This window comes from Shewanella sp. ECSMB14102 (assembly GCF_000813075.1).
GTDB lineage: Bacteria > Pseudomonadota > Gammaproteobacteria > Enterobacterales > Shewanellaceae > Shewanella > Shewanella indica.
This window is the reverse complement of record NZ_JWGX01000048.1, coordinates 14,285-38,104: the sequence shown is the minus strand read 5'-3', so window position 1 is coordinate 38,104 and position 23,820 is coordinate 14,285. Positions and strand designations below refer to the sequence as shown.

Annotated in this window: 25 protein-coding genes; 12 read left to right on the top strand and 13 right to left on the bottom strand. The window is 51.2% G+C overall.

From position 1 onward, the window contains the following. The first annotated feature begins 203 nt into the window (after positions 1–203). The 3 genes from RC73_RS15410 to RC73_RS15400 all read left to right on the top strand — a co-directional run bounded on the left by RC73_RS15410 (position 204) and on the right by RC73_RS15400 (position 3,669). A complete protein-coding gene (locus tag RC73_RS15410; RefSeq protein WP_039035476.1) occupies positions 204–1,088 on the top strand; it encodes a 6-carboxytetrahydropterin synthase in 885 nt (294 codons plus the stop codon). 203 nt (positions 1,089–1,291) lie between these two features. Continuing rightward, the gene (locus RC73_RS15405) at positions 1,292–2,128 is read left to right on the top strand and encodes a M23 family metallopeptidase (protein ID WP_101095136.1); all 837 of its coding nucleotides are present in this window, start codon (positions 1,292–1,294) and stop codon (positions 2,126–2,128) included. A gap of 140 nt (positions 2,129–2,268) precedes the next feature. Continuing rightward, entirely contained in the window at positions 2,269–3,669 is a 1,401-nt protein-coding gene (locus RC73_RS15400; RefSeq protein WP_082014348.1) for a GGDEF domain-containing protein, read from the top strand. A 17-nt stretch (positions 3,670–3,686) separates the two neighbouring features. On the opposite strand, the gene RC73_RS15395 is transcribed toward RC73_RS15400, so the two are convergent. Beyond that, positions 3,687–4,253: a VOC family protein gene (locus RC73_RS15395; RefSeq protein WP_052248229.1), complete on the bottom strand. Its 567-nt coding sequence runs from the start codon at positions 4,251–4,253 to the stop codon at positions 3,687–3,689. Between the two features lie 14 nt (positions 4,254–4,267). Continuing rightward, a complete protein-coding gene (locus RC73_RS15390; RefSeq protein WP_039035474.1) occupies positions 4,268–4,771 on the bottom strand; it encodes a L,D-transpeptidase family protein in 504 nt (167 codons plus the stop codon). A gap of 252 nt (positions 4,772–5,023) precedes the next feature. On the opposite strand from RC73_RS15390, the gene RC73_RS15385 reads away from it, so the two are divergent. Continuing rightward, positions 5,024–5,884 carry an ion transporter gene (locus RC73_RS15385; RefSeq protein WP_404830118.1) on the top strand — a complete coding sequence of 287 codons (861 nt, stop codon included), beginning with the start codon at positions 5,024–5,026 and terminating at the stop codon, positions 5,882–5,884. A 94-nt stretch (positions 5,885–5,978) separates the two neighbouring features. Beyond that, positions 5,979–7,415, top strand: coding sequence for an MATE family efflux transporter (locus tag RC73_RS15380; protein WP_052248232.1), 1,437 nt, complete (start codon positions 5,979–5,981; stop codon positions 7,413–7,415). Between the two features lie 32 nt (positions 7,416–7,447). Here the strand turns inward: RC73_RS15380 and RC73_RS15375 are convergent, their stop codons facing one another. The 3 genes from RC73_RS15375 to RC73_RS15365 form a co-directional block, all read right to left on the bottom strand. After that, the gene (locus tag RC73_RS15375) at positions 7,448–7,681 is read right to left on the bottom strand and encodes a DUF2986 domain-containing protein (RefSeq protein ID WP_039035473.1); all 234 of its coding nucleotides are present in this window, start codon (positions 7,679–7,681) and stop codon (positions 7,448–7,450) included. Positions 7,682–7,807: 126 nt separating this feature from the next. Further along, a complete protein-coding gene (locus RC73_RS15370) occupies positions 7,808–8,164 on the bottom strand; it encodes a hypothetical protein (RefSeq protein ID WP_039035472.1) in 357 nt (118 codons plus the stop codon). A 66-nt stretch (positions 8,165–8,230) separates the two neighbouring features. Continuing rightward, positions 8,231–8,665: a hypothetical protein gene (locus RC73_RS15365; RefSeq protein ID WP_039035471.1), complete on the bottom strand. Its 435-nt coding sequence runs from the start codon at positions 8,663–8,665 to the stop codon at positions 8,231–8,233. 146 nt (positions 8,666–8,811) lie between these two features. Here RC73_RS15365 and RC73_RS15360 point away from each other — a divergent pair, with 146 nt between their 5' ends. Then, positions 8,812–9,507 carry an energy-coupling factor ABC transporter permease gene (locus tag RC73_RS15360; RefSeq protein WP_039035470.1) on the top strand — a complete coding sequence of 232 codons (696 nt, stop codon included), beginning with the start codon at positions 8,812–8,814 and terminating at the stop codon, positions 9,505–9,507. 37 nt (positions 9,508–9,544) lie between these two features. On the opposite strand, the gene RC73_RS15355 is transcribed toward RC73_RS15360, so the two are convergent. The 4 genes from RC73_RS15355 to sbcB all read right to left on the bottom strand — a co-directional run bounded on the left by RC73_RS15355 (position 9,545) and on the right by sbcB (position 13,190). Then, positions 9,545–10,075 (bottom strand): RDD family protein, encoded by a 531-nt coding sequence (locus tag RC73_RS15355; protein WP_082014346.1) that lies wholly within the window; start codon positions 10,073–10,075, stop codon positions 9,545–9,547. Positions 10,076–10,177: 102 nt separating this feature from the next. Further along, positions 10,178–10,534, bottom strand: coding sequence for a glutaredoxin family protein (locus tag RC73_RS15350; protein WP_039035469.1), 357 nt, complete (start codon positions 10,532–10,534; stop codon positions 10,178–10,180). Between the two features lie 254 nt (positions 10,535–10,788). Next, on the bottom strand, positions 10,789–11,685 hold the full coding sequence (gene cdd, locus RC73_RS15345) for a cytidine deaminase (protein ID WP_039035468.1): 897 nt from the start codon (positions 11,683–11,685) through the stop codon (positions 10,789–10,791). Positions 11,686–11,774: 89 nt separating this feature from the next. Beyond that, positions 11,775–13,190 (bottom strand): exodeoxyribonuclease I, encoded by a 1,416-nt coding sequence (gene sbcB / locus RC73_RS15340; protein WP_039035467.1) that lies wholly within the window; start codon positions 13,188–13,190, stop codon positions 11,775–11,777. A 183-nt stretch (positions 13,191–13,373) separates the two neighbouring features. On the opposite strand from sbcB, the gene RC73_RS15335 reads away from it, so the two are divergent. The 3 genes from RC73_RS15335 (at position 13,374) to RC73_RS15325 (ending at position 15,483) form a co-directional block, all read left to right on the top strand. Then, entirely contained in the window at positions 13,374–14,174 is an 801-nt protein-coding gene (locus tag RC73_RS15335; RefSeq protein WP_039035466.1) for a hypothetical protein, read from the top strand. 42 nt (positions 14,175–14,216) lie between these two features. Then, the gene (rlmA, locus tag RC73_RS15330) at positions 14,217–15,020 is read left to right on the top strand and encodes a 23S rRNA (guanine(745)-N(1))-methyltransferase (RefSeq protein ID WP_039035465.1); all 804 of its coding nucleotides are present in this window, start codon (positions 14,217–14,219) and stop codon (positions 15,018–15,020) included. 253 nt (positions 15,021–15,273) lie between these two features. Next, positions 15,274–15,483, top strand: coding sequence for a cold-shock protein (locus RC73_RS15325; RefSeq protein WP_025009607.1), 210 nt, complete (start codon positions 15,274–15,276; stop codon positions 15,481–15,483). A gap of 386 nt (positions 15,484–15,869) precedes the next feature. On the opposite strand, the gene RC73_RS15320 is transcribed toward RC73_RS15325, so the two are convergent. Further along, positions 15,870–16,466: a hypothetical protein gene (locus RC73_RS15320; RefSeq protein WP_152608454.1), complete on the bottom strand. Its 597-nt coding sequence runs from the start codon at positions 16,464–16,466 to the stop codon at positions 15,870–15,872. A gap of 129 nt (positions 16,467–16,595) precedes the next feature. Then, positions 16,596–17,198, bottom strand: a complete 603-nt coding sequence (locus tag RC73_RS15315) for a YybH family protein (protein WP_039035463.1) — start codon at positions 17,196–17,198, stop codon at positions 16,596–16,598. 115 nt (positions 17,199–17,313) lie between these two features. Between RC73_RS15315 and smrA the strand changes: the two genes are divergently transcribed. The 3 genes from smrA (at position 17,314) to RC73_RS15300 (ending at position 20,950) form a co-directional block, all read left to right on the top strand. Continuing rightward, positions 17,314–17,904 (top strand): DNA endonuclease SmrA, encoded by a 591-nt coding sequence (gene smrA, locus RC73_RS15310; protein WP_039035462.1) that lies wholly within the window; start codon positions 17,314–17,316, stop codon positions 17,902–17,904. 111 nt (positions 17,905–18,015) lie between these two features. After that, a complete protein-coding gene (locus tag RC73_RS15305) occupies positions 18,016–18,663 on the top strand; it encodes a TetR/AcrR family transcriptional regulator (protein ID WP_039035461.1) in 648 nt (215 codons plus the stop codon). 10 nt (positions 18,664–18,673) lie between these two features. Then, on the top strand, positions 18,674–20,950 hold the full coding sequence (locus RC73_RS15300) for an acyl-CoA dehydrogenase (protein ID WP_039035460.1): 2,277 nt from the start codon (positions 18,674–18,676) through the stop codon (positions 20,948–20,950). 175 nt (positions 20,951–21,125) lie between these two features. On the opposite strand, the gene pyk is transcribed toward RC73_RS15300, so the two are convergent. Together pyk and RC73_RS15290 are read right to left on the bottom strand one after the other, a co-directional pair. Further along, positions 21,126–22,565 (bottom strand): pyruvate kinase, encoded by a 1,440-nt coding sequence (gene pyk / locus RC73_RS15295; protein WP_039035459.1) that lies wholly within the window; start codon positions 22,563–22,565, stop codon positions 21,126–21,128. A 186-nt stretch (positions 22,566–22,751) separates the two neighbouring features. Further along, positions 22,752–23,606: a MurR/RpiR family transcriptional regulator gene (locus tag RC73_RS15290; RefSeq protein WP_028781506.1), complete on the bottom strand. Its 855-nt coding sequence runs from the start codon at positions 23,604–23,606 to the stop codon at positions 22,752–22,754. Positions 23,607–23,820 lie beyond the last annotated feature (214 nt).

The window sequence follows — 23,820 nt, the reverse complement described above, 5'->3', positions numbered from 1 at the left end:
ATTAGCGTTATTAATATTGGCAGTGACTTGCGTATAATACCGGAAACTCAAGCAAAAAGCTGTGGAGCTTTTGGACAAGATCACAGACTTTTTGCGAAATATACGTCAAGTGTCGATACCCTGGCCGGTATTGACGTAATCGGTGGCCAATATCGGCCGGCCGATAACACATGGGTGGACTGTTTATCTGCCTGGGAGCGAGAATGCAATTATTTGTCAAAGATTTAACTGTGGTTGATTTTTCTTACCTGTGCCCGTTTCGCGGCATGGTAGGCGAAAGCTGGATAGTCGATGTGCTGCTCGACGGTGGCCTGGATGAGCAAAACATGTTGCTCGACTTTTCCAAGGTCAAGCGCACCATAAAGCAAACCATAGATGAGGTGGCCGATCACCGTTTATTGATACCCACCGCCTGTAGCCAGGTGCGCTGGCAACAGCAGGGCGACAAGGTGTGGATGGACTTCCATAGTCTGCGCGGCAGCATTCACCTGGCTTGTCCGGCGCAGGCTTTCGCCCTTATCCCCAGCGAGATTATTGACTTTGACAGCGTGAACCAGTTTTTGCACAAGGCGCTGACAGATGCCTTGCCGGACAATGTTCAGGGCATCAGCCTGACACTTCGCAACGAGGTGCTGGAAACGCCCTATTACCATTACAGTCACGGCTTGCGTAAGCACGACGGTAACTGCCAGCGTATCGCTCACGGTCACCGCAGTCCTGTCAATGTGTTTGCCGATGGTATCGCCGCGCCCAAATGGGATGAATACTGGGCCAAACGTTGGAAAGATATCTACCTTGGCAGTGAAGAAGATGTGGTTGGTGTCAGTGAGCTTGAGTTGTCTCCCCAAACCAAGATAGATGACAAGAGCCATATTGGCTTCAGATACCAAGCGCCGCAGGGTGATTTTCAGTTGGCGATGCCAAGAGACTGCTGTGATTTGATCCCCCACGACACCACGGTCGAACTGCTGGCCCATTTTATGGCCGACAGCATGGCGGGCTTTGAGCCGGGCAAACATTTTAAAGTGGTAGCCTTCGAGGGCATAGGCAAGGGCGCCATCGCATCGGCGCAGCATCAGGGTGACTGATAGATACTGCCTGGCCTGAGCCGGACCAAGAATAAGGTCAACCTAAAAGCAATCTAAAGGCATCCGCAAATAGACCGCACCCCGGGGTCTATGGGGCGGAAAGATAAAGAGGAGCAAGAGTGAAGTTCAATAACAGTAAGATGCCAATCCCATCTTTTAAGGCGCTGTCGCTGATGCTGCTGGGCACTTTGGTTGTGAGTCCTATGCTGCAGGCCGAATCCAAGTCTGAGCCCAACATCAAACCTGAGTCATCACGGGTGCAGTTTCAGGGCAAGTTTGAACAGGGAGCTCTGATTAGAGCCAGAACAGAGCCGGGTACTGAGGTAAGTCTCAATGGCGAGAGCATCACCTTGACGCCGGATGGCAGGTTTGCCTTTGGTTTTGAGCGTGAGGCCGCGCTCGAGCAGACGCTGACACTCAGTTACCCGGATGGCAGCAGTGAGAGCCGTGACCTCAAACTCGACAAGCGGGATTATCGCATTCAATACGTTGAGGGGATCAGCAAGAAAATCATGAAGCCGGATCCCAAGGCCCAGGAGCGCGCCGCCAAAGACAGCGCCCAGGTCAAGGCGGCCCGCAGCCATTTCAGTACCCAGCAGGCGTTTGCCGACGACTTTATCTGGCCGCTGACCGGGCGAATTTCAGGGGTTTATGGCAGCCAAAGGGTATACAACGGTAAGCCTGGCACACCGCACTATGGTGTGGATGTTGCCGCCAAAACCGGCACTGTGGTGGTGGCACCGGCCGATGGCGTTATCAGCCTGTCGGTACCTGACATGTTCTATTCCGGTGGCACCATGATTATCGACCACGGCTATGGTGTCAGTTCCAGCTTTTTGCACTTAAGCAAGCTGTATGTCAAAGAGGGCGATGAGGTGAAACAGGGCCAGGCGGTGGCCGAAGTGGGGGCAACCGGACGAGCCACAGGGCCACATCTGGATTGGCGGGTGAACTGGTATCAGATGCGTCTGGATCCTACCACTTTGGTGCCGCCAATGAGTCAGGTATTACAGCAAGCCAAGAGTGACGCGAAAAAGTAGCGCTTTACTTTTACTGACCGACACTCAATTTCATACGCCGCCGGACTTACCCCTCCGGTGGCGTTGTTTTTTCCTTTGGCAGCTACAGGGTTGGAACGGCTTGGCTATACTCATTTTTATGAATATTGCCGGAAAAATAAGTGACTGATTTGAGACGTTGGGGGCGAGCCGATTGGCTACTGCTTTTGCTTGGAGGTCTGCTCTGCTATATCAGCGGCCGACTGGGGATGGCCACTCTGGTATTGCAGCCGAGCAATATCACCCTTCTATGGTTGCCTTCGGGGATAGGAGTGATCTTGTGCTTGCGTTTTGGCACAGTGGCTATTATCCCTTTATTTATCGCCTCCTTCCTGGCCAATTTCCCCGGACTCAATAGCAGCAATCTGCAGCAGGCACAGCTACACACCTGGATATCTGCCGCAATTGATGCCCTGATGCCGCTATTGGCCGCCCGAATGTTACGTTGGGCCCTGCCCATGGGGCTGCAAAGAGCCAGGGAGTTATTGCTCTTTGGTTTCTATGTTTGTGTTATCCCTGTGGCGCTGTCCAGTATTTTGCTGGCGCTAAATCTTGTTTGGGGCGGTTATATCGACCAGAGTTCTTGGCCAACGATGGCTGTGATGCTGTTTTTGGCCGATTCTCTGGGGATTGTCTTGGTTTATCAGGTGTATCTGGGCTGGTCGGAGCGGTTTTTTATCAATCAACGGCAGATCCGGGCATCTCTTCTGTCGATTTTGGCTCTGGTTGTTATTTTTACTTTGGCATTTGGCAATCAACCCTGGGTCTTGTATTTGCTGCTGCCTGTGTTGGTGATGCAGGCATTTGAGGGCAGTTTCCTGCTCACCTGCAGTCTCAGCAGTGGGAGCTTTGCTGTGGTTATTTACGTAAGTGCCAAGGGGCTGGGGCCGTTCGATGCCGGATTGTATTCGGCAGAAACGGCGGAGCTGGCTGCGTTTTGTTTTGCCAATGCTTTGGTTTTACTGGGGATTGCCCTGCAAAACCGCCAGTTGCGCCTATCTGAGCAGCACAGGGATGCCTGGCAGCAGGTAGCCTTTCGCGATCCGCTGACAGGGTTACTCAATCGCCGTGGATTCGAGCCGCAATTGGAGCTGGTGGATAAGCAGGCCAGGCTCAATCGTGAAGACTACAGCCTGGCGCTTTTGGACCTGGATCATTTCAAGTTAATCAACGACAGCTTTGGTCATGCCACCGGCGACAAAGTATTGAAGCAACTGGCCGGTTTGATGCAGGCCCAGTGTCGCCAATCGGATGCCATTGCGCGAATTGGTGGTGAGGAGTTTGCTATCTTGCTGCCAAATTGCGCGCCGGCTCAGGCTGTTAATCTGATGGATCGGCTGCGGGCCAGAGTGGCCGATGAAGATTTCCATGATGACAGCGGCCAACCTATCCGCCTCAGTATCAGCGTCGGCCTGGTGTCCGGTCCTGCAGGTTGCCGCTCGGGTAAAGATCTGCAGGATAAAGCCGATCATTTTCTTTATGTTGCCAAGGCAGAAGGGCGCAACCGGGTCGTTCAAGGGTAAAGCGGCATCAGAGCCGCTTACTGCTCGCTGGCGATGATGGCCTGAATGCTGTGAGGGTGCACCTTGACGCAGACACCGCCAGCCTTGAACGCCAACGTCGGGTTGGCCAAGCGTTCGGCTTCGCCTTTGGGGCTGCTGGCCTTGAGTTTAATATCCGTGTCGCCATCGAGTGTGGCTTGGGTCCGGGGGCAGAGAGTACGCAGTTGCTCAGCCAGTTCATCACAGCTTTGGGCGCCACGGGGCAAAACCAGCTCCAGATGTTCCCATCCCTCTTCGGGATAGTGTTTATCGCCGGGGAATGGCAGCTCGACACAGGGAATTTGCCATTGACCCAATAGCAGAGGCTGCTGCAATCGTATGATCAGGATAGGGCGGCCGTTGATGATATTTTCTGAGATAATTTCACCACATTGAGCAAACTCGGCCTTGAGCTTTTCTGCCGCGGCGACAGAGTTGACCCTAAGCGCGGCGTGATCGCACTCGCCTAAACGCTCGAGTCCGAGACGCTTAATCAGGGGCATGATTTTGTCGGCAAAGGCTTGCCAGTCTGCCAACAACTGCGACAGAGATTGAAGGTTTTGCATATTTGATTCCTGTTTCAGGGCCAAATTTCTATTGGCGTGCCCGGCTCAATCAATTGCCAGAGTTCATCCATCTCTTTATTGGTGAGGGCAATACAGCCGTTGGTCCAGTTAAACTGCTGCGCCTCTTCCGGAGTTAATCCAGAGCGGGGATTTTGGCCGTGGATCATGATTTGGCCGCCAGGGCTAACCCCAAGCGCCTTGGCCCTGAGTCTGTCCTCGTCATTGGGGTAGGAGATGTGAATTGAGCGGTAAAAGGCGCTGTCGGCCTTTTTGTAGTCCAGCAGATAGCGCCCCTCGGGAGTGCGTTGATCGCCTTCCTGATATTTGTGGCCCTTGGGCATATCCCCCAAGGCGATGCGATATTCCTTGATGACTTTACCGGCCTTAATCAGGCTCAGACGTGAATCTGACTTGTTGACCAGCACCAAATCCACCTGTGCCGAGGCAAAGGGGCTGTACAACTGGGCAAACGCCAGCAGAAATATTGCATAAACTATATGACGAAACGATGGGCCCATGACCACTTGGCTCTGATTATGGTTATTTTGACGGGATAATAACTGATAAAGGGGGCGCTCTTGAAGCCCTTGAACAAGATTGTTGCCGAGAGTCGCAGAGCGTCAGCCAGAGAATATTTGGCACACTCGCCAATGCGTGGCAGACTTACGCCCCTGCCTTTTGGGCATGGCGCCGCGAAAACTGACAGCGCGAGACATTAAAGAATCAAGAGTGGTCGCCGTTTGAGTTAGACAGTAAGGAAAGCTTAGCGCATGAATCAACATAAGATGACAGATACGCCTTCGGAGCCGGAGCTCAAGCGTAAGCTCAGGATAATCATCTTTGGTACGGAAACGCCAGCCGGCCGCTGGTTTGATATCAGTTTGATCATCTGCATTATTCTCAGTGTTGCCTTGGTTTTTCTCGATACCGTGGCCGATATCCATGCCCGTTTCGGACACATCATACTGGCACTGGAATGGGCCTTTACCTTGGTGTTCACTCTGGAATATCTGCTGCGGCTCTATTGTTCCAGCAATCGCTTGAGTTATGCCCGCAGTTTTTATGGCGTCGTGGATCTGCTCAGTATCCTGCCCAGTTATCTGGCGCTGTTCTTCCCCGGGGCCAATTTTACTCTGGTGATCCGTATTCTGCGGCTGTTCAGAATTTTTCGGGTACTCAAGCTGCTCAGATACTTGAGCGAAGGGAACCTGCTGCTCAAGGCGATGCTGCAGTCGAGTCGCAAGGTGTTTATCTTCTTTTTTTCTGTGAGTCTTATCATTATGGTGCTCAGCGCCATCATGTATGTGGTCGAAGGCCCGGACAACGGCTTCAGCTCGATCCCCAAGTCTGTCTATTGGACCATAGTGACCATTACTACAGTAGGCTACGGTGATATCACTCCCAAGACGGAACTCGGCCAGGCGATAGCAGCGTTTACCATGCTATTGGGTTACTCGATAATCGCCATTCCCACCGGGATCCTCACCGCTGAAATTTCCCAGGAAATGGGCCGCAACCGCGATCTGCGTCGCTGCGCCAACTGTTTGAAAACCGGGCATGACTACCATGCTCTTTACTGTAACCGTTGTGGCAGTGAGCTGGAGCCACCTCCGGAAGAAAACAAGGATTAGGGTGTCAAACAACCAATCATCTGCTAAGGCAGCCACTCAAGGCGTCACTCAGGCTAAGTTTGTTGAAGGCAATATACTACGCCACATTTTGGTGATGAGCTCTACTGCGGCCGTTGGGATCTCGGCACTGTTTGTGGTGGACCTGCTGGATATTTTCTTCCTCAGTATGCTGGGAGAGCTGGAGTTGGCAGCGGCCGTGGGCTATGCCGGTACCATCTCTTTCTTTACCACTTCCATAGGTATCGGCCTGTCGATTGCGCTGGGGGCCCTGGTGTCCCGCGCTGTAGGTGCAAGAGACACAGAAGGGGCCAAGCGTTTGCTGCTGAATGCCGCCATGGTAACTCTGCTGGTATCCAGTTTGATGGCGATAGTGGTGACGGCCTTAATCCCTGAACTGCTGGCGCTGGTGGGCGCCAAGGGACATACCGCTGAGCTTGCCGCCGATTATTTGTATATTCTGGTGCCTTCCTTGCCGATCATCTGTTTGGCGATGGCGCTTGGCAGCGCTTTGCGCGCCGTGGGTGATGCCAGACTCTCCATGCTATCGACCCTGGCGGGCGGCGCGGTCAATGCAGTATTTGACCCCATTTTTATTTTCCTGTTTGCCATGGGTATAGAAGGGGCGGCTACCGCCTCGGTATTGGCACGCCTCACTGTACTGCTGATCGCGGCAAGAGGCGTGTTCATCAAACACGGCCTTTGGAGCCGTTTCGAACTTGCGAGCTTTCGCGGCGATCTGTGCGCCATTTTTGCCATCGCCGGGCCGGCGATGATGACCAATGTGGCCACCCCCATAGGCAATGCGGTAGTGACCCGGGCAATTGCCGATTTTGGTGACAGCTTTGTCGCCGGATGGGCCGTCGTTGGGCGTTTGACCCCTGTGGCCTTTGGAATGATCTTTGCGCTTTCCGGCGCCATAGGACCCATCATAGGGCAGAATTATGGTGCCAGGGCTTATGACAGGCTCAGCGAATGCCTGACAAGGGCGCTGCAGTTCTGTATCGCCTATGTGCTTGGGATGTCGCTGCTGCTGTGGTTGCTGCGCGAGCCTTTGGTATTGGCATTCGACATGCGCGGGGATTCTGCCGAGCTGGTACGTTTCTTCTGCCAGTATATGGCGCTGTTTTTCCTGTTCAACGGCGCGCTGTTTGTGGCCAACGCCTCGTTCAACAATCTGGGTAAGGCCAAGTATTCGACCGCCTTCAATGTGGGTAAGGCCACTATCGGGACACTGCCATTTGTTTATCTGGGAGCCGAGCTCGGTGGGGTATATGGGGTCTTGATTGGTCAGGCACTGGGTTCAGTGCTCTTTGGTGTATTGGCGGTGATCACCGCTTATCGTTTGGTTGCCAGCGTAGCTGCCAATGGCCGCCAGCAAGGTCGCGAAGCTGACAGTCTTGATGATGAGGAGCTCTCCATGGCCTCCAGTAGTCCGCTGTCATCTTCCTGTGCCCAAATGGGGCAGATGACCGAAGAGTTGGAGCCGATAGCCAGTGCCCAGGCGACCTCGCCCCAGCGGCAGAAGCCATAACGCGATGCATTAAAGAAGAGCTTGAAAACGCTTTATAGGCTGTCAGATTGGGGAGTCGCGGCGGTAGTGTTTGCAGCTGCGCCGTCATCTGGCTGCTCAGCGGTACAGTTTTTTGCCTGCTCGGCCTCGGCGGCAGCGATTTTGGCACGCTCAGCCTTGGAGATGTAACCTTGCTTGGCGGGGCCTGCATTGGGGAGCTCTTTCTTGTTTTCCCGGGCTTTGGCACGCTTGGCCAGTTTTTTGGTCAGTTTTTGTCGCTTGTTCATGCAAAAATTTCCTGGTACTTCCCACTTGGGATGGGCAAAGGGCAGGCATTTTAGCCTGCCGGCGGCCGGGCAACAAGCTCAACCTGCCTCGGCGCAGGTGTTGATGCTGTGGCGAAAGGGGTTTTCTTAGAGGAATAGAGTCATAAAGACACCGATATAGCTCATGGAAACCGCGACGCCTATACTGAGCAGCGCCATATCCAACATCAGTGGCCGCTCCGGCGTTTTGGCGGCTTTGATAAGCTCTATCACGCTGGTGGGGATCACTATTAACCCCGAGACTATCAGCAACAAAAAACCGGGGCGGAACAGGCTGAGTTGCAGTGCGCTTTCATCCTGCCAAAGGTGAGCATATTGATCGCCAAACAGCAATAACGCCATAGCGACCAGTGCAGATAGGCTGGTGGCCAACAACAACTGACGATTTACCCTGCTGCGGCTAATCGGCTCTTCTATCTCCTGAATAATTCCTGTGGGTTCCATCTCAAATGCACCTAAAGCAGTAAACTGCGGCAAAACTAGCAAATTTGAAGCTCATATTCAAAAAAATTACTTGTTGTTGAAGCGGAGCCTGTCCATCTCACTGGCGCCATCGTGGCATTCACCGCGGATTTCTCCCCAACTGGAATGAAGCACGCGGCTGAGTTCGTAGAAGCCTTCTTGGCAGTATTGATTCATCTTGAGGGTATTGTTGAGCCCAAGAACCAGCTGTTGTTCAAAGACGGCAAGCCGGGCTTCTCTTATAGCCAGTTGTTGGCGCATTTCCTTTGCCGTACGGGGCGCGGGGGCTCTTTCCCTGTCATTGTGGTCTATTTCTGGCGCAACCAAGCGTGCCTTATAGGTGAAGAGTTTCAAGCCATCTGTTTTGATATCTGTCTGGAAACTGTCTTTGATGGCACCGGCAAAATCGGCCGGATCTATGTTGGGTTTTGAGCTGCAGCTACAAAGCAGTAGGGGCAGTAATGACAGAAAAAGCGTGCGCATAAGTAGAGGCAGTTATCCTTATTATTTTTTGAGATACAAACTATCGTTAACTTACTGCAGAATAAGCATAATTGCATTAACGGCGTGATAAGTTAGCATAGCTTCGTCGTTTACCGCCTTTGTTTGATAACCGGATGGTCAATTATATGTTCGAGTATCTTCAACATCTTTGGGAGCAAATCCAGTGGCAGCCGGATCTGGCTGATATCCTCTATTTGCTTGTGCTCATCGGTTGGTTTGCCTGGATTTGGCCTCAATGGGACTGGCAGCAACTGTTGGCTGACAAGAGCTTGCAGTGGCGAGCCTTGTTTTGCACCTTGGCTATTAATGGCCTTTGGCTGCTCAATGCCAGCGTCACCGAAGGTATTCATGTGCATTTTCTGGCCTTGGTAACCCTGATGCTGATGTTTGGTTGGCGTTTGGCGTCTATATTGATGCTGCTGCCGGTGAGTTTCTTTTGCCTGTTTGTCTATCATCAGCCCTGGGTGTTGGGGCCCATGATGTTGTTTGGCGTTTGTCTGCCACTGTTGCTGGCATTGACAGTACATAGCTTGAGCTATCATAAATTACCCAAGCATTTATTTGTCTTTATTTTCGTAGCAGGTTTTTTCAACGCAGGTCTTTCTGTGGTGAGTCATATCTTGGCATGGGCCGTTTATCTATGGTTTGATATGGATTACGGCGCAGCTTATCTGGTCGATAATTATCTGTTGCTTATTCCGCTGCTGGGGTTCCCTGAGGCCTTGCTTAACGGTATGGCAGTGACGCTGTTGGTGGTTTACCGGCCTGAGTGGCTCTACGATTACTCGGACCGTGTTTATCTCTGGCGCCAAAAAAGATAGCGGCAGTGGGTACTGCAATCCCCCTTATTGAGCGTTTCTAATCCTTGGGGGCGCGGATCACCAGGGTACCCGCCAGTTTGTCATGCCAGCTTTGTTTACGGGGATCGAAGGCCACCCAGATATAGCCCAGGCCGAATAATAGAGTTGAGGGAATATAACCCAGGTATCGTATTATCAAGCTGGCGGTTGATGGTTTTTGTAAAGTCTCGGCATCGACTATGACGGCTCTTAACGCCATTTTTCCAGGAGTCGCCGACTTATAACGCCAAAATAAGATGACCAGAACTATAGGCAATAGGTAATTGATCAGCAGATCAAGTGGTCCTTTTATAAAGGTATTGCCCGTCATTATAGGGTCGATGCCGTAGACATAGAGGGTCAGTGGCACTGTGATGCACATTAGCATGAGAGAGTCCAGTAGGGTTGCTGCAAGCCGCTCCCAAAAACCGACGTAAATGGGATAGCTGGATTCTGGAATTGATGTCTGTGCCGGAGCTGTGGTGTCAGGGGCTTGTTGGTGATGAGCCAAATCTGGCTCGATACTCTGCGGGGTGTGTTCAGCTGTCATTCTCTCAGTCCCTGATTAGCAATTATCTAGTTGAAGACAATACACAGGAATAACAGCTGCAACAAGCATGGCCTACCTTTGGTGCTGGTAGGCCGAGGTCTGTTAGCCAAAACGCTGATCAAGATAAGCTATGATGTCGTTGGACTCATACATCCAAGTGACTTCGCCGGCTTGCTCTATTTTCAAACAAGGAACTTTCATGGTTCCGCCTCGGTTTTGTAATTCACTTCTGTGTGGCTCTTGTTTGGCATCCAGAGTCGCAATATTCAAGCTCTGTCGCTTCATGGCGCGTCTTACCTTGACACAAAAAGGGCAGGCCGGATATTGGTACAGGCTAAGGTTACGACATTGCTCATCGATATCCGCCTGCTGTTCGGGTTGACGTTTAACACTCTTGGGGGAGAAAACAAAATTGAGCAGCAAAATGATCCGTCCCAGGATCCAACGAATAACAAACATAAGTATCCTCTATATAAGCTTGAAACGGCAGGCAGTTTAACTCAGTGGCAGCGAAACTCAAGCTCGGACTCAGCATGTCGGGATGAGGAGGATTTTAAGCTTATCTTGGGGAAGATAAAAACGGAGGTTATAGGGCGTAGCGATGAAAAATAGTTGTCAGTTTCTGATTCTGGGGCTGTTGAATCTCGGTTTCTTTTTCAGCCCAGCCGAAAGAACAGTCAACACTGTTCTTTCAGGGGATTGTGAGCCAAGTATCAGTTGGGCTCGGGGCTGACCACTATATGTTCCAGCTCTACAGGCGCCACTGCGTGCAGGGCGTCCATGCTGGCTCCCACCAGGGAGATCTTGCCATCGGCTGATTCCAGTAGCAGGGCCCGTTTGATTTCGCTGAAGCTGCGGTTATGGCGCAGCAGGGTCGACAGTGCCATCTGCATCGGCATCATGGATGGGTTAAAGGCGGCGTTTTCGGCGTAACGGCCACAAAAGGTGGCGCCATCAGCCGTTTCCAGTACTACGGCACAATGGCTCTTGCTGTATGGAGCATAACTGAGGCTGGCGTGATCCAACGCTTCAATCACCAAGGGGTCGGAGCTCTCAAGCGCCAGGTTTACCTGTTGCTTACTCAGCAAAGGCTTGGTGACATTGAGATCTTTGGGACCAAAGGCGTAGGGCAGGTAATGACTCAAAGGCGCAGCAGGCTGCTTGGGTAGGTGAATGCGGATCTCTTGCCCGGCCACCAACTCATTCATAAACTGACGGCAGTGACCGCAGGGACTCTCGTTGACTATGATATCGACTATCTGGCTTTCACCGCTCAGCCAGGCATGGCTGATGGCGCTTTGCTCAGCGTGAACCGAGTGGCACAGAGCCTCGCCCGGCAGCTCGATATTGGCGCCCATATAGATATCACCGCTTTTGCCTTTGGCGATGGCGCCGACATAGAATTCACTGATTGGCGGATTGGCCATTGCCGCAGCAATAGGCAAGAGTGCCAGTAGTAACTCATCATCACCAAGGCCGCTCACTTTGGCTAACTCACTCAGCTGCTGTGCATCCAGATGACCGGCGAACTCATCGTTGAGCAGTGGCACCAATTGTTCGGCAAGCGCCTTGGGCAATTGGTTCAGGCTGTTTACAAATCTGTCTTGCATTGGCCATTCCTTGTTAAATGTTAAGCTAATGGTTATCCAGTTTAGTCAGGAAGTTACAGTTGAAACGGGACTGACTTCGCAAAATCCCGTTAAAGCGCCTGTAAGTATTGCACCAGAGCCTTGAGAAGTCGCTGGTGACTTTCATTTTCGGCAGTTTCTTCCAGCAGGTTTTCCAAGCGAATGACATAATCCGGATCGTTAAGCCTTTGCTGACAGAACTCATGCCAGCGCAGTGTTTCTTTGTCCGTAAGTGTCGAGGGATAGTTGCGGGCGCGGTAGCGAAACAACATCTCCTTGAGCCTGGAATCGTCAAAGCTGAGATCCAGCGCCGCCAGGTTATCGGGGGCGGTATGGCGGATCATCTCCATCTTGGCTTTATCTGCCGGAGAGAAGAATCCACCGCTGTATAGCATTAGATCCGGATCGGTAATCGGGTTGTCTCTCGGGGTATCAAACAGGCTTGCCAACTTGGTGCGGATCTGCGGATGCTGGCGCAGACGCTTGTACTGTTCGCGGGCAAAGGCCTTGTCAAATCCAATCCGCTCGGCGGCTTCATCGGTCAGTGTCTTGGCGGGGGCAATAAAGGGGCACTTATTGATATGAACCTGTTTGACCGGTATGGGTAATTCATCTTCTGCCAATTCGCTTCTTGGCGTATAGAGGCGCTCGCGAATGCTGTCTACATCCAGTTCAATCAGCGGGCTGATATCCATATGCAGGTTAACGCAGACAATGGCATTCTTGTTCTCGGGATGATGGGCCACAGGGGCAATGAGAGTGGTACAGCCCTGAGTCGCCGGGATCTTGGAGCTGATATGCACCAAAGGTTGCATATTGAGTACATCGATTTGCTCAGAAACTGCCTGCTTGCGTCTGAGTTTGAAATAGTAGTCAAACAGCCTTGGTTGTTTCTCTTTTATCAGTTTGGCCAAGGCTATGGTGGCGTAAACATCTGACATGGCGTCATGCGCCTTTTCATGGCCGAGTCCGTTGGCCTGGGTCAGGTGTTCGAGCTTGAAGCTGGGAGAACCGTCCTCTTTGGTTGGCCAGTTGATCCCGTCCGGGCGCAGGGCATAGCAGGCCCGAACCAGATCAATAATATCCCAGCGGGAATTGCCTTGTTGCCACTCTCTGGCATAGGGATCGATAAAGTTACGGTAAAAACCATAACGGCTGACCTCATCATCAAATCGTAGCGAGTTATAACCGGCGACGCAGGTCTTGGCTTGGCTGAATAGGGCATTGATCCGCCCCATAAATTCGGTTTCCGGCAGCCCTTTGCCATTGGCCAGTTGCGGCGTGATCCCTGTGATGAGAATTGCCTCGGGTGAGGGCAGGTAATCGCTGGCTATCTGGCAGTAAAAGGTCTCGGGCTCGCCAATAATGTTCAGCTCCAGATCGGTACGTATCCCGGCAAACTGCGCCGGTCTGTCTTTCGCCGGATTGGCGCCGAATGTTTCATAATCATGCCAGAATATGGAAGGCTGAGGTTGGGCTTGACTCATACTGATGACTTTTGCTCTTCAGACAAAAGCTTATCTTAACATTTTTTTCCGCAAATGGGATTTTACGCCATAACACAGTTATTTCGGTTAAAAGCCGCCCTTGGTGAATCGACGGCCTCTGAGTACAATATATGCCTGCCGGCAGGGACGACAAAGAGGTTCGGATTACCCGAAGGGATGCAGATGCATAGTCAGTTTTTCAGTTCGCCCACTATAGTCAATCTTTCTATGCCGACCAGGTTGTGCCTCAGCTTACCTGATAGTGTCAGCGATTTTGTGTTGTCGGAGGCGCTGCGCTCGCCACTGCTCGAGTGGGTAATGCTTGAAGGAGAAGACAAGGTTTCGCAGGGACAGTTTGTTTTGAGGCTGCAGCCATTCCTGACCCAAGAGTTGCTACCTTTGAAAGCAGTCAGGAAGGATGGAGTGTCGCGCTCGGCAGGTCAGGGCTTTAGACTCTACTTTGAAGTTGGGACCAGTACTTCAAGTTGCATCGCTGCCCTGAGGCAAGGCGTGAATCTCGATTTATGGCCTGGGCAGACATTTCTCTGTTCGTTGCAAACCAGTAGATTCGAACTACTGCCTTTGGAACAAGATTTACGTTTGTCCCAGGAGCCAAGAGAGATCATTCTCGCCAAGGCAGCTTTGGCTGAACCTCAAGATTATCAGGCCAGCAGTGAAAAACTGGCGTTGCAGCTCAATGAAGTCACCCGGGCGAGGAAGCGGCTGGAATGTTACCAGCAAGCGCAGGGAACTGAGTTACCCGAAGGCCTGCTCAATGAAGTGTGGCACCTGCTTACTGGCCTGGTGCAGAAGCGCCAATGGCTGCTGCGATGTTATAATCAGTCACTTGAACGCCCAAGTTACCGCCTGAGTGCCAACCAAGATATCGCAGAAGAAAAACTCAGGCGTATGCTGGAGTGTTATGAGCTGCTGTCATCACCTGAGCTCAATGCCATGGTCAGACAGTTGACCGACGAAGAGTAAGATCACTTGGGCTGCAAAGCCCGATTCTGATGGAAGTAATGCATGACTTATATTTGTCCCCTGTGCCGCAGCGAGTTGCTACAGGACGGAAAACAATGGCGTTGTAGCCAAAACCACAGCTTTGATCAAGCCAAAGAAGGTTATATCAACCTGTTGCCGGTGCAGAAGAAAAACTCCCGCGAACCCGGTGACAACAAGCAGATGATGCAGGCCAGGCGCAGTTTTTTAAATGCCGGCTATTATCAGGCTCTCAGCAGCAGGGTCAACGAACTGGCGCTGGAATATGGCAAGACACAACCCTCCATTTTGGATCTGGGTTGCGGTGAGGGCTACTACAGCCAACGTTTGCAACAGGCTGTTGGTGGCGAGCTCTATGGTTTGGATATTTCCAGAACGGCTATTCGCTACGCCGCCAAGGCACATCCACAGATGCACTTTTGTGTAGCCAGCGCCTACGACATGCCTTTTGCCGATGCAGCCTTTGATCTTATGTTGCGTATCTATGCACCATCAAAAGTGCAGGAATTGGCACGGGTGTGTAAGCCCGGTGGCATTTTCATCTGTGTATCCCCCGGCCCAAGACATCACTTTCAGTTAAAAGAGATCATCTATAGTGAGCCAAGAGAGCATGAGCTTACCAAGGCAGCGCTACCGGGTTTTAGTTTGTTGCATGAAGAGAGACTGCAGTGGCCGCTGGTTCTGCCAGCCGGACAGCTTTGCAATGACTTTTTGGAAATGACTCCCTATGCCTGGAAGCTCAGCGCCGAACAGAAACAGCAGCTGCAGGCTGAGGGATTGCGTTGTGAGCTGGATTTTCACATTCAAATTTACCAACGTAATACATAAGAGCTAGAACTATAAGATAGGTTTCAACTTGTTACGGCAAATACTCGAAATTTAAGTAAAAAAAACTAAGAAGGGTTAATTAAGTTTGTTGACTTATCTCCAGAATGATTTATAGTCTTCATAGCTTGAAAGTTGGGCTTATTTTTATGTCTTCAATACGACCAGTTCGTCCTGTAAACATAAGTAATACCGGCATTTTCAGCTCCACCGCCGTTAAGGCTTAAAAGATAGTTTTATTTACAGGATTTATATCATGTCACAAGTAACTGGTGTAGTTAAGTGGTTCAACTCTGACAAAGGTTTCGGTTTCATCGAGCAAGAGTCTGGTCCAGACGTGTTTGTACACTTCCGCGCCATCAACTCTGACGGCTTCAAGACTCTGGACGAAGGTCAGAAAGTATCCTTCACTGTTACTCAGGGCCAGAAAGGTCCTCAAGCTGAAAACGTTTCTGTTATCGGCTAATCGCTTTTCGGGGTAACCCGAGCGATACAGTAATAAACCGCGCGAGCCTACACTCCTAAGGAAGTGTAAGGAAAGCGCGGTTTTTTTATATCCGCAGGCAATCGCTTCAACTTTACACTTTCCTTTGTATCTTTCACTGAATTGTTAACCGCATGATTTTTGTGGGACGTCGTCGTTTTCGCTATTCTTATATTGCTGTAAGCCTTTGATACTCAGCTCTTAGGTGACTCTTGTGTCAAGATTTACGCAGAGGCAGGATCCGTTGTCGACACAGACGATAACTTGTTACTGATGGTTTTGATAAAGCCAGGCATCAGACCTGCTTTGAGTAGTTTATGGGGCATCATTACTTTAAAAAGGCGTTGGTTCACTGTGCCTGACTTCACTCAACTGATGACAAAAAGCATGACAGCATTGAGTGTGAGTACACTGATTGCGAGTAAGGTGGCAAAATGGATAAGGTGTTCCGCTTGAGGGGAAACTTGGAGCAGTGTTACTGGGTAGCCAAAGAAGATAGTAAGGTAAAGCAGGCTTCTTAAAGGATATGCCATACCCGAGAGACGGTACTCACGGCCATTCTTCAGCTTAACTGTCACAGCGTGAGCTCGTTTTCGCTCAATCTGATGATTGTCATGATAGCCTACCCAGTGGAACACCATACTCGCGATATCTTCCTTGGCACTGCTTTTCACGCCTAACTGAGTCAGTATCCGGCCTTTACGTACCTGGATATATATCAAAAACCAGATGACGCTGCAGGCAGGAAGCAGCAACTGAACCTTTCCTATAAACGGCGCCACCAGAGTGGCTAGCGCAATAACGGGAACTAGGCTCAAAAGCAGCGGCAGCTCTTTTCTCCAGGGCAGGCTGAAAAAGCTTAAAGAGATGGGTAAAGTGATTTCGCTCCCTAAATCCAGATTAGCGTATTTGCCGGTAAAGGTGCTATCGAACCATTTGCAATCGTTCAGTTTGAATGGTGTCATCTGACTCATAATTCCTTTTACTTGTCGTGAACTTCAGCAAGATAAGTGAATAAGGTAACCCGTCATTGTTATTGCAGCAAAAACGATAGCGCCCTTCTATTTGCAGGGCGCACTCTCAAGTACCGCTAATTACTTGGCATGAACGATTTCAATTTCAACACTGGATGGGAGATCGCTGGCAGGGGGGGCAGGGGCAAATTGCTCGCCATAATACAGGTTAGGTTGGGGTTTGGCGTTGAAATAATGCTCCGGCTCGGCGCGGTTGCTGGTATCAACATCCACTAACCAGTTACCTTTTTTATCTTTGTGGCTGACGATAACGATTTTACCGGCAAACTCGCTCATGGGTTCTTCTGTGTCTTTCGGCGGGTGAAAACGTACCAGATAATAGCCTATGTCGGTGGCGCTCTTGCCGTGTGCCTGACGCTGAACGACCCGAAAATCCACATCTATTCTGGCTTGTTTATGGCGGATGCGGTCAAAGAACTTTTGATACAGTTTGAGTACGTTTTCACGTCCCTGAACTATGGCAAGGCTTTGCTGTTCAGGAATATAAGTGGCATCCTCTGCGTATATGTTTTCCAAAGGGGCGGAGTTAAGTTCATTAAATGCCCGGTTGAACATGACATAGACACGATTAAGGGCTGCTTGGTCTTTATCCTGCAATTCGGTAGCCTTGAGGGGCTGAAGCACAGAAATCAAGCAAACGAGCAATAAGGTTAAGAATTTCATTAAAATCATCTAAGCAGGCTCATCTGACCTCACTATAATAGAAGCCCTTTGGTAACAGAAGATTGATTTCTTTACAAAGTGTGTAAACCTCGTCATAAGTTGGAGGCGTCGCATCATGAAAGCAGATGATCTGACACTTTTTATGCAAGAAATGGCCGATGTGGTGCCGCTCAAACAGCAACAGCAGGCCCTGACCAGAGCGAAACCTCTTTCCAGCGAGTCAAAACAGGCACGCAAAGCCGCCGCCGAGGCCCATGAGTATCTGCAGCGCCTGACCTTGGATTTAGCACTGATCCCCAGAGTGAAACCCGATGATATGCTCAGCTACAAGCAGCAGGGGATCCAGGAGGCGGTATTCAAGAATTTACGTCTCGGTAAATACAAGATAGCCGCCGAGCTGGATGTTCACGCCATGTCGGTGCGCCAAGCCAGAGATTATTTGCTCGGTTTCATTCAATCTCAGGTGGTTTTAGGCCATCGCTGCGTGCTGGTGATCCACGGCAAAGGACAGAATCGCAAGCCGTTTCCTGGGCTTATTAAATCTTGCGTCAACTTCTGGTTGTCGCAGATGGATGAAGTGCAGGCCTTTCACAGCGCCCAGCGCGAACATGGCGGCTATGGCGCCCTCTATGTGATGTTGCCTAAATCAGATGCCAAGCGGATTGAATCCCGCGAGACCAACCATAAAGGAGCGGGCTTTCGCTGAGCTGTTTGGGACGGCAGATTATCAGCCTTGACCGTAGCCGAGATTTCGTTTGACATAAGTGTAACCAGTGTTTAATTTAAACGAGTGTTTTAAATTAACTAAGGTCACGGAATGGCAAGTCGATCTGATACCAAGACAAGAATTCTCGATGCTGCGGAGAAGCTGTTTGCCGAGCGGGGGTTTTCGGAAACCTCCCTCAGGCTTATCACCAGCAAAGCAGAAGTGAATCTTGCATCTGTAAACTACCATTTTGGTTCCAAAAAAGAGCTTATTCGGGCGGTTTTGGCACGTTATCTGGACGTGTTTATGCCATCGGCGTCAAACGCCATCAATGAGCTTATCAGCCAGGATAAACAGGCTTCTTTGGATGCCATTTTCTCCTCTCTGGTGGGGCCGCTGCTTGAACTTAACAAAGTTCGCAACGAAGGAACCAGTATCTTCCTGCAACTGCTTGGCCGTGGCTACATCGAAAGCCAGGGGCACTTGCGCTGGTTTATTACCACCCACTATGGCAAGCATCTGGATCAGTTTGTTCAGGCGGTCTCCGGCAGTGCACCGCACATTCCACCGGCAGAGATGTTCTGGCGCTTGCACTTTACCCTGGGAACTATAGTTTTCACCATGGCCTCGGCCGATGCGCTCAATGAAATCGCCGAAGCTGACTTCGGTGAACATAATGATATTGAGGCAGTGATCCGCAAGGTGATCCCTTACATGGCCGCCGGTGTGGCTGTGCCGCTGGTTTCTCAAGCAGAATAAAGGTCTGGTTATGAGTATTATCCTCTTAATAATAGTTGCCCTGATAGCACTGTTCTTTGTGCGCAATATACGCTTGCAGTTTGTGACCCGGCCGATATTGGCCTTCTTTCGCAAGGTGTTACCACCACTTTCGGATACAGAGCGTGAAGCGATGGAGGCCGGTGATGTCTGGTGGGAAGCCGAGCTGTTTCGTGGTAAACCCAACTGGGAAAGCCTGCACGCCTATGGTAAACCGGCGCTGAGCGCCGATGAGAAAGACTTTATCGACCATCAGGTGATGACGGCGCTAAAAATGATCGATGACTATGACATAGTCAACAACCGCAAGGACTTACCGCCTGAGCTGTGGGAGTACTTCAAGAAAGAAGGCTTCTTCGCGCTGATCATCCCGAAAAAATACGGTGGCCGTGAGTTTTCAGCCTATGCCAACTCCACCATAGTCAGTAAGTTGGCGAGCCGCAGTGTCAGCGCCGCCGTGACTGTGATGGTGCCCAACTCACTCGGTCCGGGTGAGTTGCTGACTCATTATGGTACCAAGGAGCAGAAAGAGCATTGGTTGCCGGCTTTAGCCAAAGGGGAAGAGATCCCTTGTTTTGCCCTGACCGGCCCCGAAGCCGGCTCAGATGCCGGTGCTATTCCCGATGAAGGGATAGTCTGCCGCGGTGAGTTCCAGGGCGAGGAAACTCTGGGGCTTAAGCTTAGCTGGAACAAGCGTTACATCACACTGGCACCTGTGGCCACTGTGCTGGGACTGGCATTTCAGATGCGCGACCCAGACGGGCTGTTGGGGGACAAGGTGAACCTGGGGATTACCTGCGCCCTGATCCCAACCGATCATCCCGGCGTGAAAATTGGTCGCCGTCACAATCCGCTTAATATGGCCTTTATGAATGGTACCACTCAAGGGGACGAGGTGTTTATTCCGCTGGATTGGATCATAGGTGGCCCGCAATACGCAGGTCGTGGCTGGCGTATGCTGGTGGAGTGCCTCTCTGCAGGACGTGGTATTTCACTGCCGGCGCTGGCGACGGCGTCCGGGCATATGGCGACCAAGACGACAACCGCTTACAGCTACGTGCGTAAACAGTTCGGCATGGCCATAGGTCAGTTTGAAGGGGTTCAGGAAGCGTTGGCAAGGATCATTGCCAACACCTATCAGCTGGAAGCGGCCCGTCGTCTGACAACCACAGGCATAGATCTCAAGGTTAAACCATCTGTGGTTACCGCGATTGCCAAATATCACATGACAGAGCTTGGCCGTCAGGTGATGAACGATGCCATGGATATTCAGTCCGGCAAGGGTATTCAGATGGGGCCAAAAAACTATCTTGCTCATGGTTATATGGCCAACCCCATCTCCATCACAGTGGAAGGGGCCAACATCCTGACCCGTAGTTTGATGATCTTCGGTCAGGGCGCGACCCGCTGTCATCCTTATGTGCTGGCCGAGATGGAAGCTGCCGGCATGGAAGACAACAGTGAAGCGCTGGAGCGTTTCGACTCTTTGTTAATGGGCCACATAGGTTATGCGCTGCGTAACGCCTTTGGCTCTTTGGGCAACGCCCTCAGCCGTAGCTATTTTGAGCGCTCACCCGTGAGTGGCGATACCCGCGACTATTACAAGCAGATGGCCCGTCTGTCCAAGGCGCTGGCGCTGGTGACCGACTTGTCGATGCTTATTTTGGGCGGCGATCTCAAGCGCAAGGAGATGATTTCGGCCAGACTCGGTGATGTGCTCAGTCAACTGTATCTGGGCTCGGCCACATTGAAACTGTTTGAAGACAATGGCCGCCAGTTTGACGATCTACCGATAGTCAAACATGTGATGGATACCCGATTGCAACTGGCTGCCAAGGCGCTTGAGCAGGCGATAGCCAACTTCCCCAATCGTCCGGTTGCCTGGGTCATGCGTGTGCTGGTATTCCCGCTGGGGAATCACTTCAACGGCCCGAAAGACAGCCAGTCCATTGAACTGGTCAAGAGCATGCTTAAACCGGGGCCGGCCCGCGACAGGCTGACCTTCCTCTGTCCTGAATTTGACGGCGACACCAGTGGTATTGCCGAGGTGGAAGCGGCATTCAAGGCTCAATATCAGTGCCGTGAACTGCACAGCAAACTGAGAAAGGCGCAAAAGGATGGCCGTTTGCCTGCCAAACTGGCACCTTTATCTCTGTATCAGGCGGCATTGGATGCTGAGGTTATCAGTAAAGCCGAGTATGAGCAGTTGCTTGAGGCCGATAAGCTGCGCTTGGCGGCAATCAATGTCGATGATTTTGAAACTCTTTAATTGAGATTGATTGGTATGTGAATTTCAGTTTGGTAAGCCTGTCCCGGGTAGGCTTAGCTCTGATGTAAACAAAATCACCAAGCCTGAAACAGCAACGAAAGCAGCAGAAATTAAAAAGGTACGCCTCGGCGTACCTTTTCTGTTTTGTTATCAGCTTAGCGTCATTGGCAAGCCATTAGGCGACGATCAGCACCTTGCAGGTGTTGGTGCCGCCTACGGTTTCCATGGCATCACCCTTGGTCATGAGTACCATGTCACCACTCTCCAGGTATCCCTTGGCCTTGAGGCTTTCAAGGGCCTTTTTCGCCAGCTCATCGGCGGCATAAACGGTGGAGTCAAACTCTACAGGATAGACACCCCGATAGAGTGCCATCTTGGCCAAAGTGGGTTGATGACGGGCGAGGGCGAAGATAGGCAGCGCTGAGCTTATCCGTGACATCAACTTGGGCGTTGCGCCGGATTCGGTCAGGGCGATAATCGCCTTAACACCCTGCAAATGGTTGGCGGCATACATGGTAGACAGCGCTATGGTTTCTTCTATGGAGCTGAAGCTTTCATCCAGGCGGTGCTTGGATACCCGCACACTGGGATGCGCTTCGGCGCCAAGACAAACTCTGGCCATGGCCTGAACCGTTTCTTCCGGATAATCCCCGGCAGCGGTCTCGGCCGAGAGCATCACTGCGTCTGTACCGTCGAGTACGGCGTTAGCCACGTCCATGACTTCGGCGCGGGTCGGCATAGGGCTGCTGATCATAGACTCCATCATCTGGGTCGCGGTGATCACTACCTTATTGAGTTGACGCGAGCGGCTGATCAGCTTTTTCTGTACGGCAACCAGAGCCGGATCGCCGATTTCTACTCCCAGGTCACCGCGGGCTACCATGACGGCATCGGAGGCGAGGATTACATCGTCCATCGCTTCATCGGAAGCTACGGCTTCGGCGCGCTCTACCTTGGATACTATCAGGGCATTGCTGCCGGCCTTTTGCGCCAGTTCGCGGGCATAGTTAAGATCGGCGCCGCTACGAGGGAAGGATACCGCCAGGTAGTCGACCTGAATTTGTGCCGCTGTGACAATGTCCTGCTTGTCTTTATCTGTCAGCGCAGCGGCAGACAGGCCTCCGCCTTTCTTGTTGATCCCCTTGTTGTTGGATAGGGGGCCAGCAACTGTCACGCTGGTATGTACCTTACGGCCTTCTACCTTTTCGACTTTCAGTTGTACCCGGCCATCGTCCAGCATCAGGATATCACCGACAACCACATCGTCCGGCAGTTCCTTATAATCGATACCTACTTGAGTTTCGTCGCCTTCGCCTTTACCCAGCTCGGCATCCAGAATGAATGGTTGGCCGAGCTTAAGTTGGACTTTCTTATTGTCCTTGAAGGTGGAAACACGGATTTTCGGCCCCTGGAGATCGCCGAGGATGGCAACGTGTACACCAAGCTCTTTTGCAATGCTGCGGGCTTGGCTGGCGCGTTTTAGGTGATCTTCGGGGGAACCGTGGGAGAAGTTGAGGCGAACAACGTTGGCACCTGCTGCTATGATACGACGCAGGTTATCATCACGATCTGTGGCGGGGCCCAGCGTGGTAACGATCTTGGTTCTGCGGAACATAATATACTCCGTTTAAGTTTTAAAAAATCTTACGCTATATTAACAGACATCGGCTCAATATGTAGGAAACTTACAGACAAAATGATCTAACTCAAAGTTTTATTTTTGTGAGTTACGGCTAATTTTAGGCGGGGCTTGGGCAGTTGCCAATTTTGGTAACTGCCCAGGTGCTTACGGGAAAGGGGATTACAGTGGCTCGCTCTTATCGATGCGGGATTCTTTCAATACCTCTTTTACCCGCTTTAGACTCTCCCTGAAGCGTGGCCCTCGGCGCAAGGTAAATCCGGTCGCCAGCACATCAATAATCACCAACTGGGCTAAACGAGAGGCCATAGGCAGGTACATATCAGTGTCTTCAGGCACTTCCATGGTAACCGGCAGGGTACATTCCTGCGACAGCGGCGAGTGACGCGCGGTAATACCAATCACGGCTGCGCCGTTTTCTCTGGCAAGCCTTGCTATATCGATCAATGACTTGGTGCGGCCTGTGTGGGAAATCAGTACCACTACATCGCCTTCATCACTATTGATACAGCTCATGCGTTGCATCAACACATCATCGAAACATAAAACCGGTACATTAAAACGGAAGAACTTGTTCTGGGCATCGTGTGCCACAGAGGCGGAGGCACCAAGACCGAAGAAAGAGATCTTTTTCGCTTGAGTCAGTATGTCTACCGCCTTGTTGATGGCCGTGGTATCTATGCTCTGGCGTGCTGTATCCAGAGAAGCCATGGAAGATTCGAAGATCTTGGTGGTGTAAGATTCGGGTGTATCATCTTCCTCAACGTGACGACTGACGTAAGGGGTACCATTCGCGAGACTTTGGGCCAGATGTAATTTAAAATCCGGGAAACCTTTGGTATCCAAACGACGACAGAAGCGGTTGACTGTAGGCTCGCTGACATCCGCCATCTTGGCCAGAGTTGCTATGCTTGAATGAATAGCTGTCTGGGGCGATGCCAGGATAACTTCGGCTACTTTGCGTTCTGACTTGCTGAAATGGGGGAGGTTTTTTTGAACCTTTTCTAGGGTATTCATACGCGTACGTCCGCTGGGTTGAAATTATGTAATTTTATTATTTCTTTGAGGCCTGAGCACTACAAAGTAGGGTGCAAACCAATCTTGACGTAAGTCCTGTATATACCGGAATGAAAACAGGCTAACTTCCGAGATAAGAAGGTTTTAAGCAGGAAAAGCATACCAGATTATTGCCAAACCTGCCTAGACTGGCCTCATGGCTTTATTTGCAAAT

Bases quoted from the DNA above. Each gene is read 5' to 3' on its own strand.
- RC73_RS15410 (WP_039035476.1), top strand. From the start codon at position 204: ATGCAATTATTTGTCAAAGATTTAACTGTGGTTGATTTTTCTTACCTG.
- RC73_RS15405 (WP_101095136.1), top strand. From the start codon at position 1,292: ATGCTGCAGGCCGAATCCAAGTCTGAGCCCAACATCAAACCTGAGTCA.
- RC73_RS15395 (WP_052248229.1), bottom strand. From the start codon at position 4,253: ATGCAAAACCTTCAATCTCTGTCGCAGTTGTTGGCAGACTGGCAAGCC.
- RC73_RS15390 (WP_039035474.1), bottom strand. From the start codon at position 4,771: ATGGGCCCATCGTTTCGTCATATAGTTTATGCAATATTTCTGCTGGCG.
- RC73_RS15385 (WP_404830118.1), top strand. From the start codon at position 5,024: ATGAATCAACATAAGATGACAGATACGCCTTCGGAGCCGGAGCTCAAG.
- RC73_RS15380 (WP_052248232.1), top strand. From the start codon at position 5,979: ATGAGCTCTACTGCGGCCGTTGGGATCTCGGCACTGTTTGTGGTGGAC.
- RC73_RS15375 (WP_039035473.1), bottom strand. From the start codon at position 7,681: ATGAACAAGCGACAAAAACTGACCAAAAAACTGGCCAAGCGTGCCAAA.
- RC73_RS15370 (WP_039035472.1), bottom strand. From the start codon at position 8,164: ATGGAACCCACAGGAATTATTCAGGAGATAGAAGAGCCGATTAGCCGC.
- RC73_RS15365 (WP_039035471.1), bottom strand. From the start codon at position 8,665: ATGCGCACGCTTTTTCTGTCATTACTGCCCCTACTGCTTTGTAGCTGC.
- RC73_RS15360 (WP_039035470.1), top strand. From the start codon at position 8,812: ATGTTCGAGTATCTTCAACATCTTTGGGAGCAAATCCAGTGGCAGCCG.
- RC73_RS15355 (WP_082014346.1), bottom strand. From the start codon at position 10,075: ATGACAGCTGAACACACCCCGCAGAGTATCGAGCCAGATTTGGCTCAT.
- RC73_RS15350 (WP_039035469.1), bottom strand. From the start codon at position 10,534: ATGTTTGTTATTCGTTGGATCCTGGGACGGATCATTTTGCTGCTCAAT.
- cdd (WP_039035468.1), bottom strand. From the start codon at position 11,685: ATGCAAGACAGATTTGTAAACAGCCTGAACCAATTGCCCAAGGCGCTT.
- sbcB (WP_039035467.1), bottom strand. From the start codon at position 13,190: ATGAGTCAAGCCCAACCTCAGCCTTCCATATTCTGGCATGATTATGAA.
- RC73_RS15335 (WP_039035466.1), top strand. From the start codon at position 13,374: ATGCATAGTCAGTTTTTCAGTTCGCCCACTATAGTCAATCTTTCTATG.
- rlmA (WP_039035465.1), top strand. From the start codon at position 14,217: ATGACTTATATTTGTCCCCTGTGCCGCAGCGAGTTGCTACAGGACGGA.
- RC73_RS15325 (WP_025009607.1), top strand. From the start codon at position 15,274: ATGTCACAAGTAACTGGTGTAGTTAAGTGGTTCAACTCTGACAAAGGT.
- RC73_RS15320 (WP_152608454.1), bottom strand. From the start codon at position 16,466: ATGACACCATTCAAACTGAACGATTGCAAATGGTTCGATAGCACCTTT.
- RC73_RS15315 (WP_039035463.1), bottom strand. From the start codon at position 17,198: ATGAAATTCTTAACCTTATTGCTCGTTTGCTTGATTTCTGTGCTTCAG.
- smrA (WP_039035462.1), top strand. From the start codon at position 17,314: ATGAAAGCAGATGATCTGACACTTTTTATGCAAGAAATGGCCGATGTG.
- RC73_RS15305 (WP_039035461.1), top strand. From the start codon at position 18,016: ATGGCAAGTCGATCTGATACCAAGACAAGAATTCTCGATGCTGCGGAG.
- RC73_RS15300 (WP_039035460.1), top strand. From the start codon at position 18,674: ATGAGTATTATCCTCTTAATAATAGTTGCCCTGATAGCACTGTTCTTT.
- pyk (WP_039035459.1), bottom strand. From the start codon at position 22,565: ATGTTCCGCAGAACCAAGATCGTTACCACGCTGGGCCCCGCCACAGAT.
- RC73_RS15290 (WP_028781506.1), bottom strand. From the start codon at position 23,606: ATGAATACCCTAGAAAAGGTTCAAAAAAACCTCCCCCATTTCAGCAAG.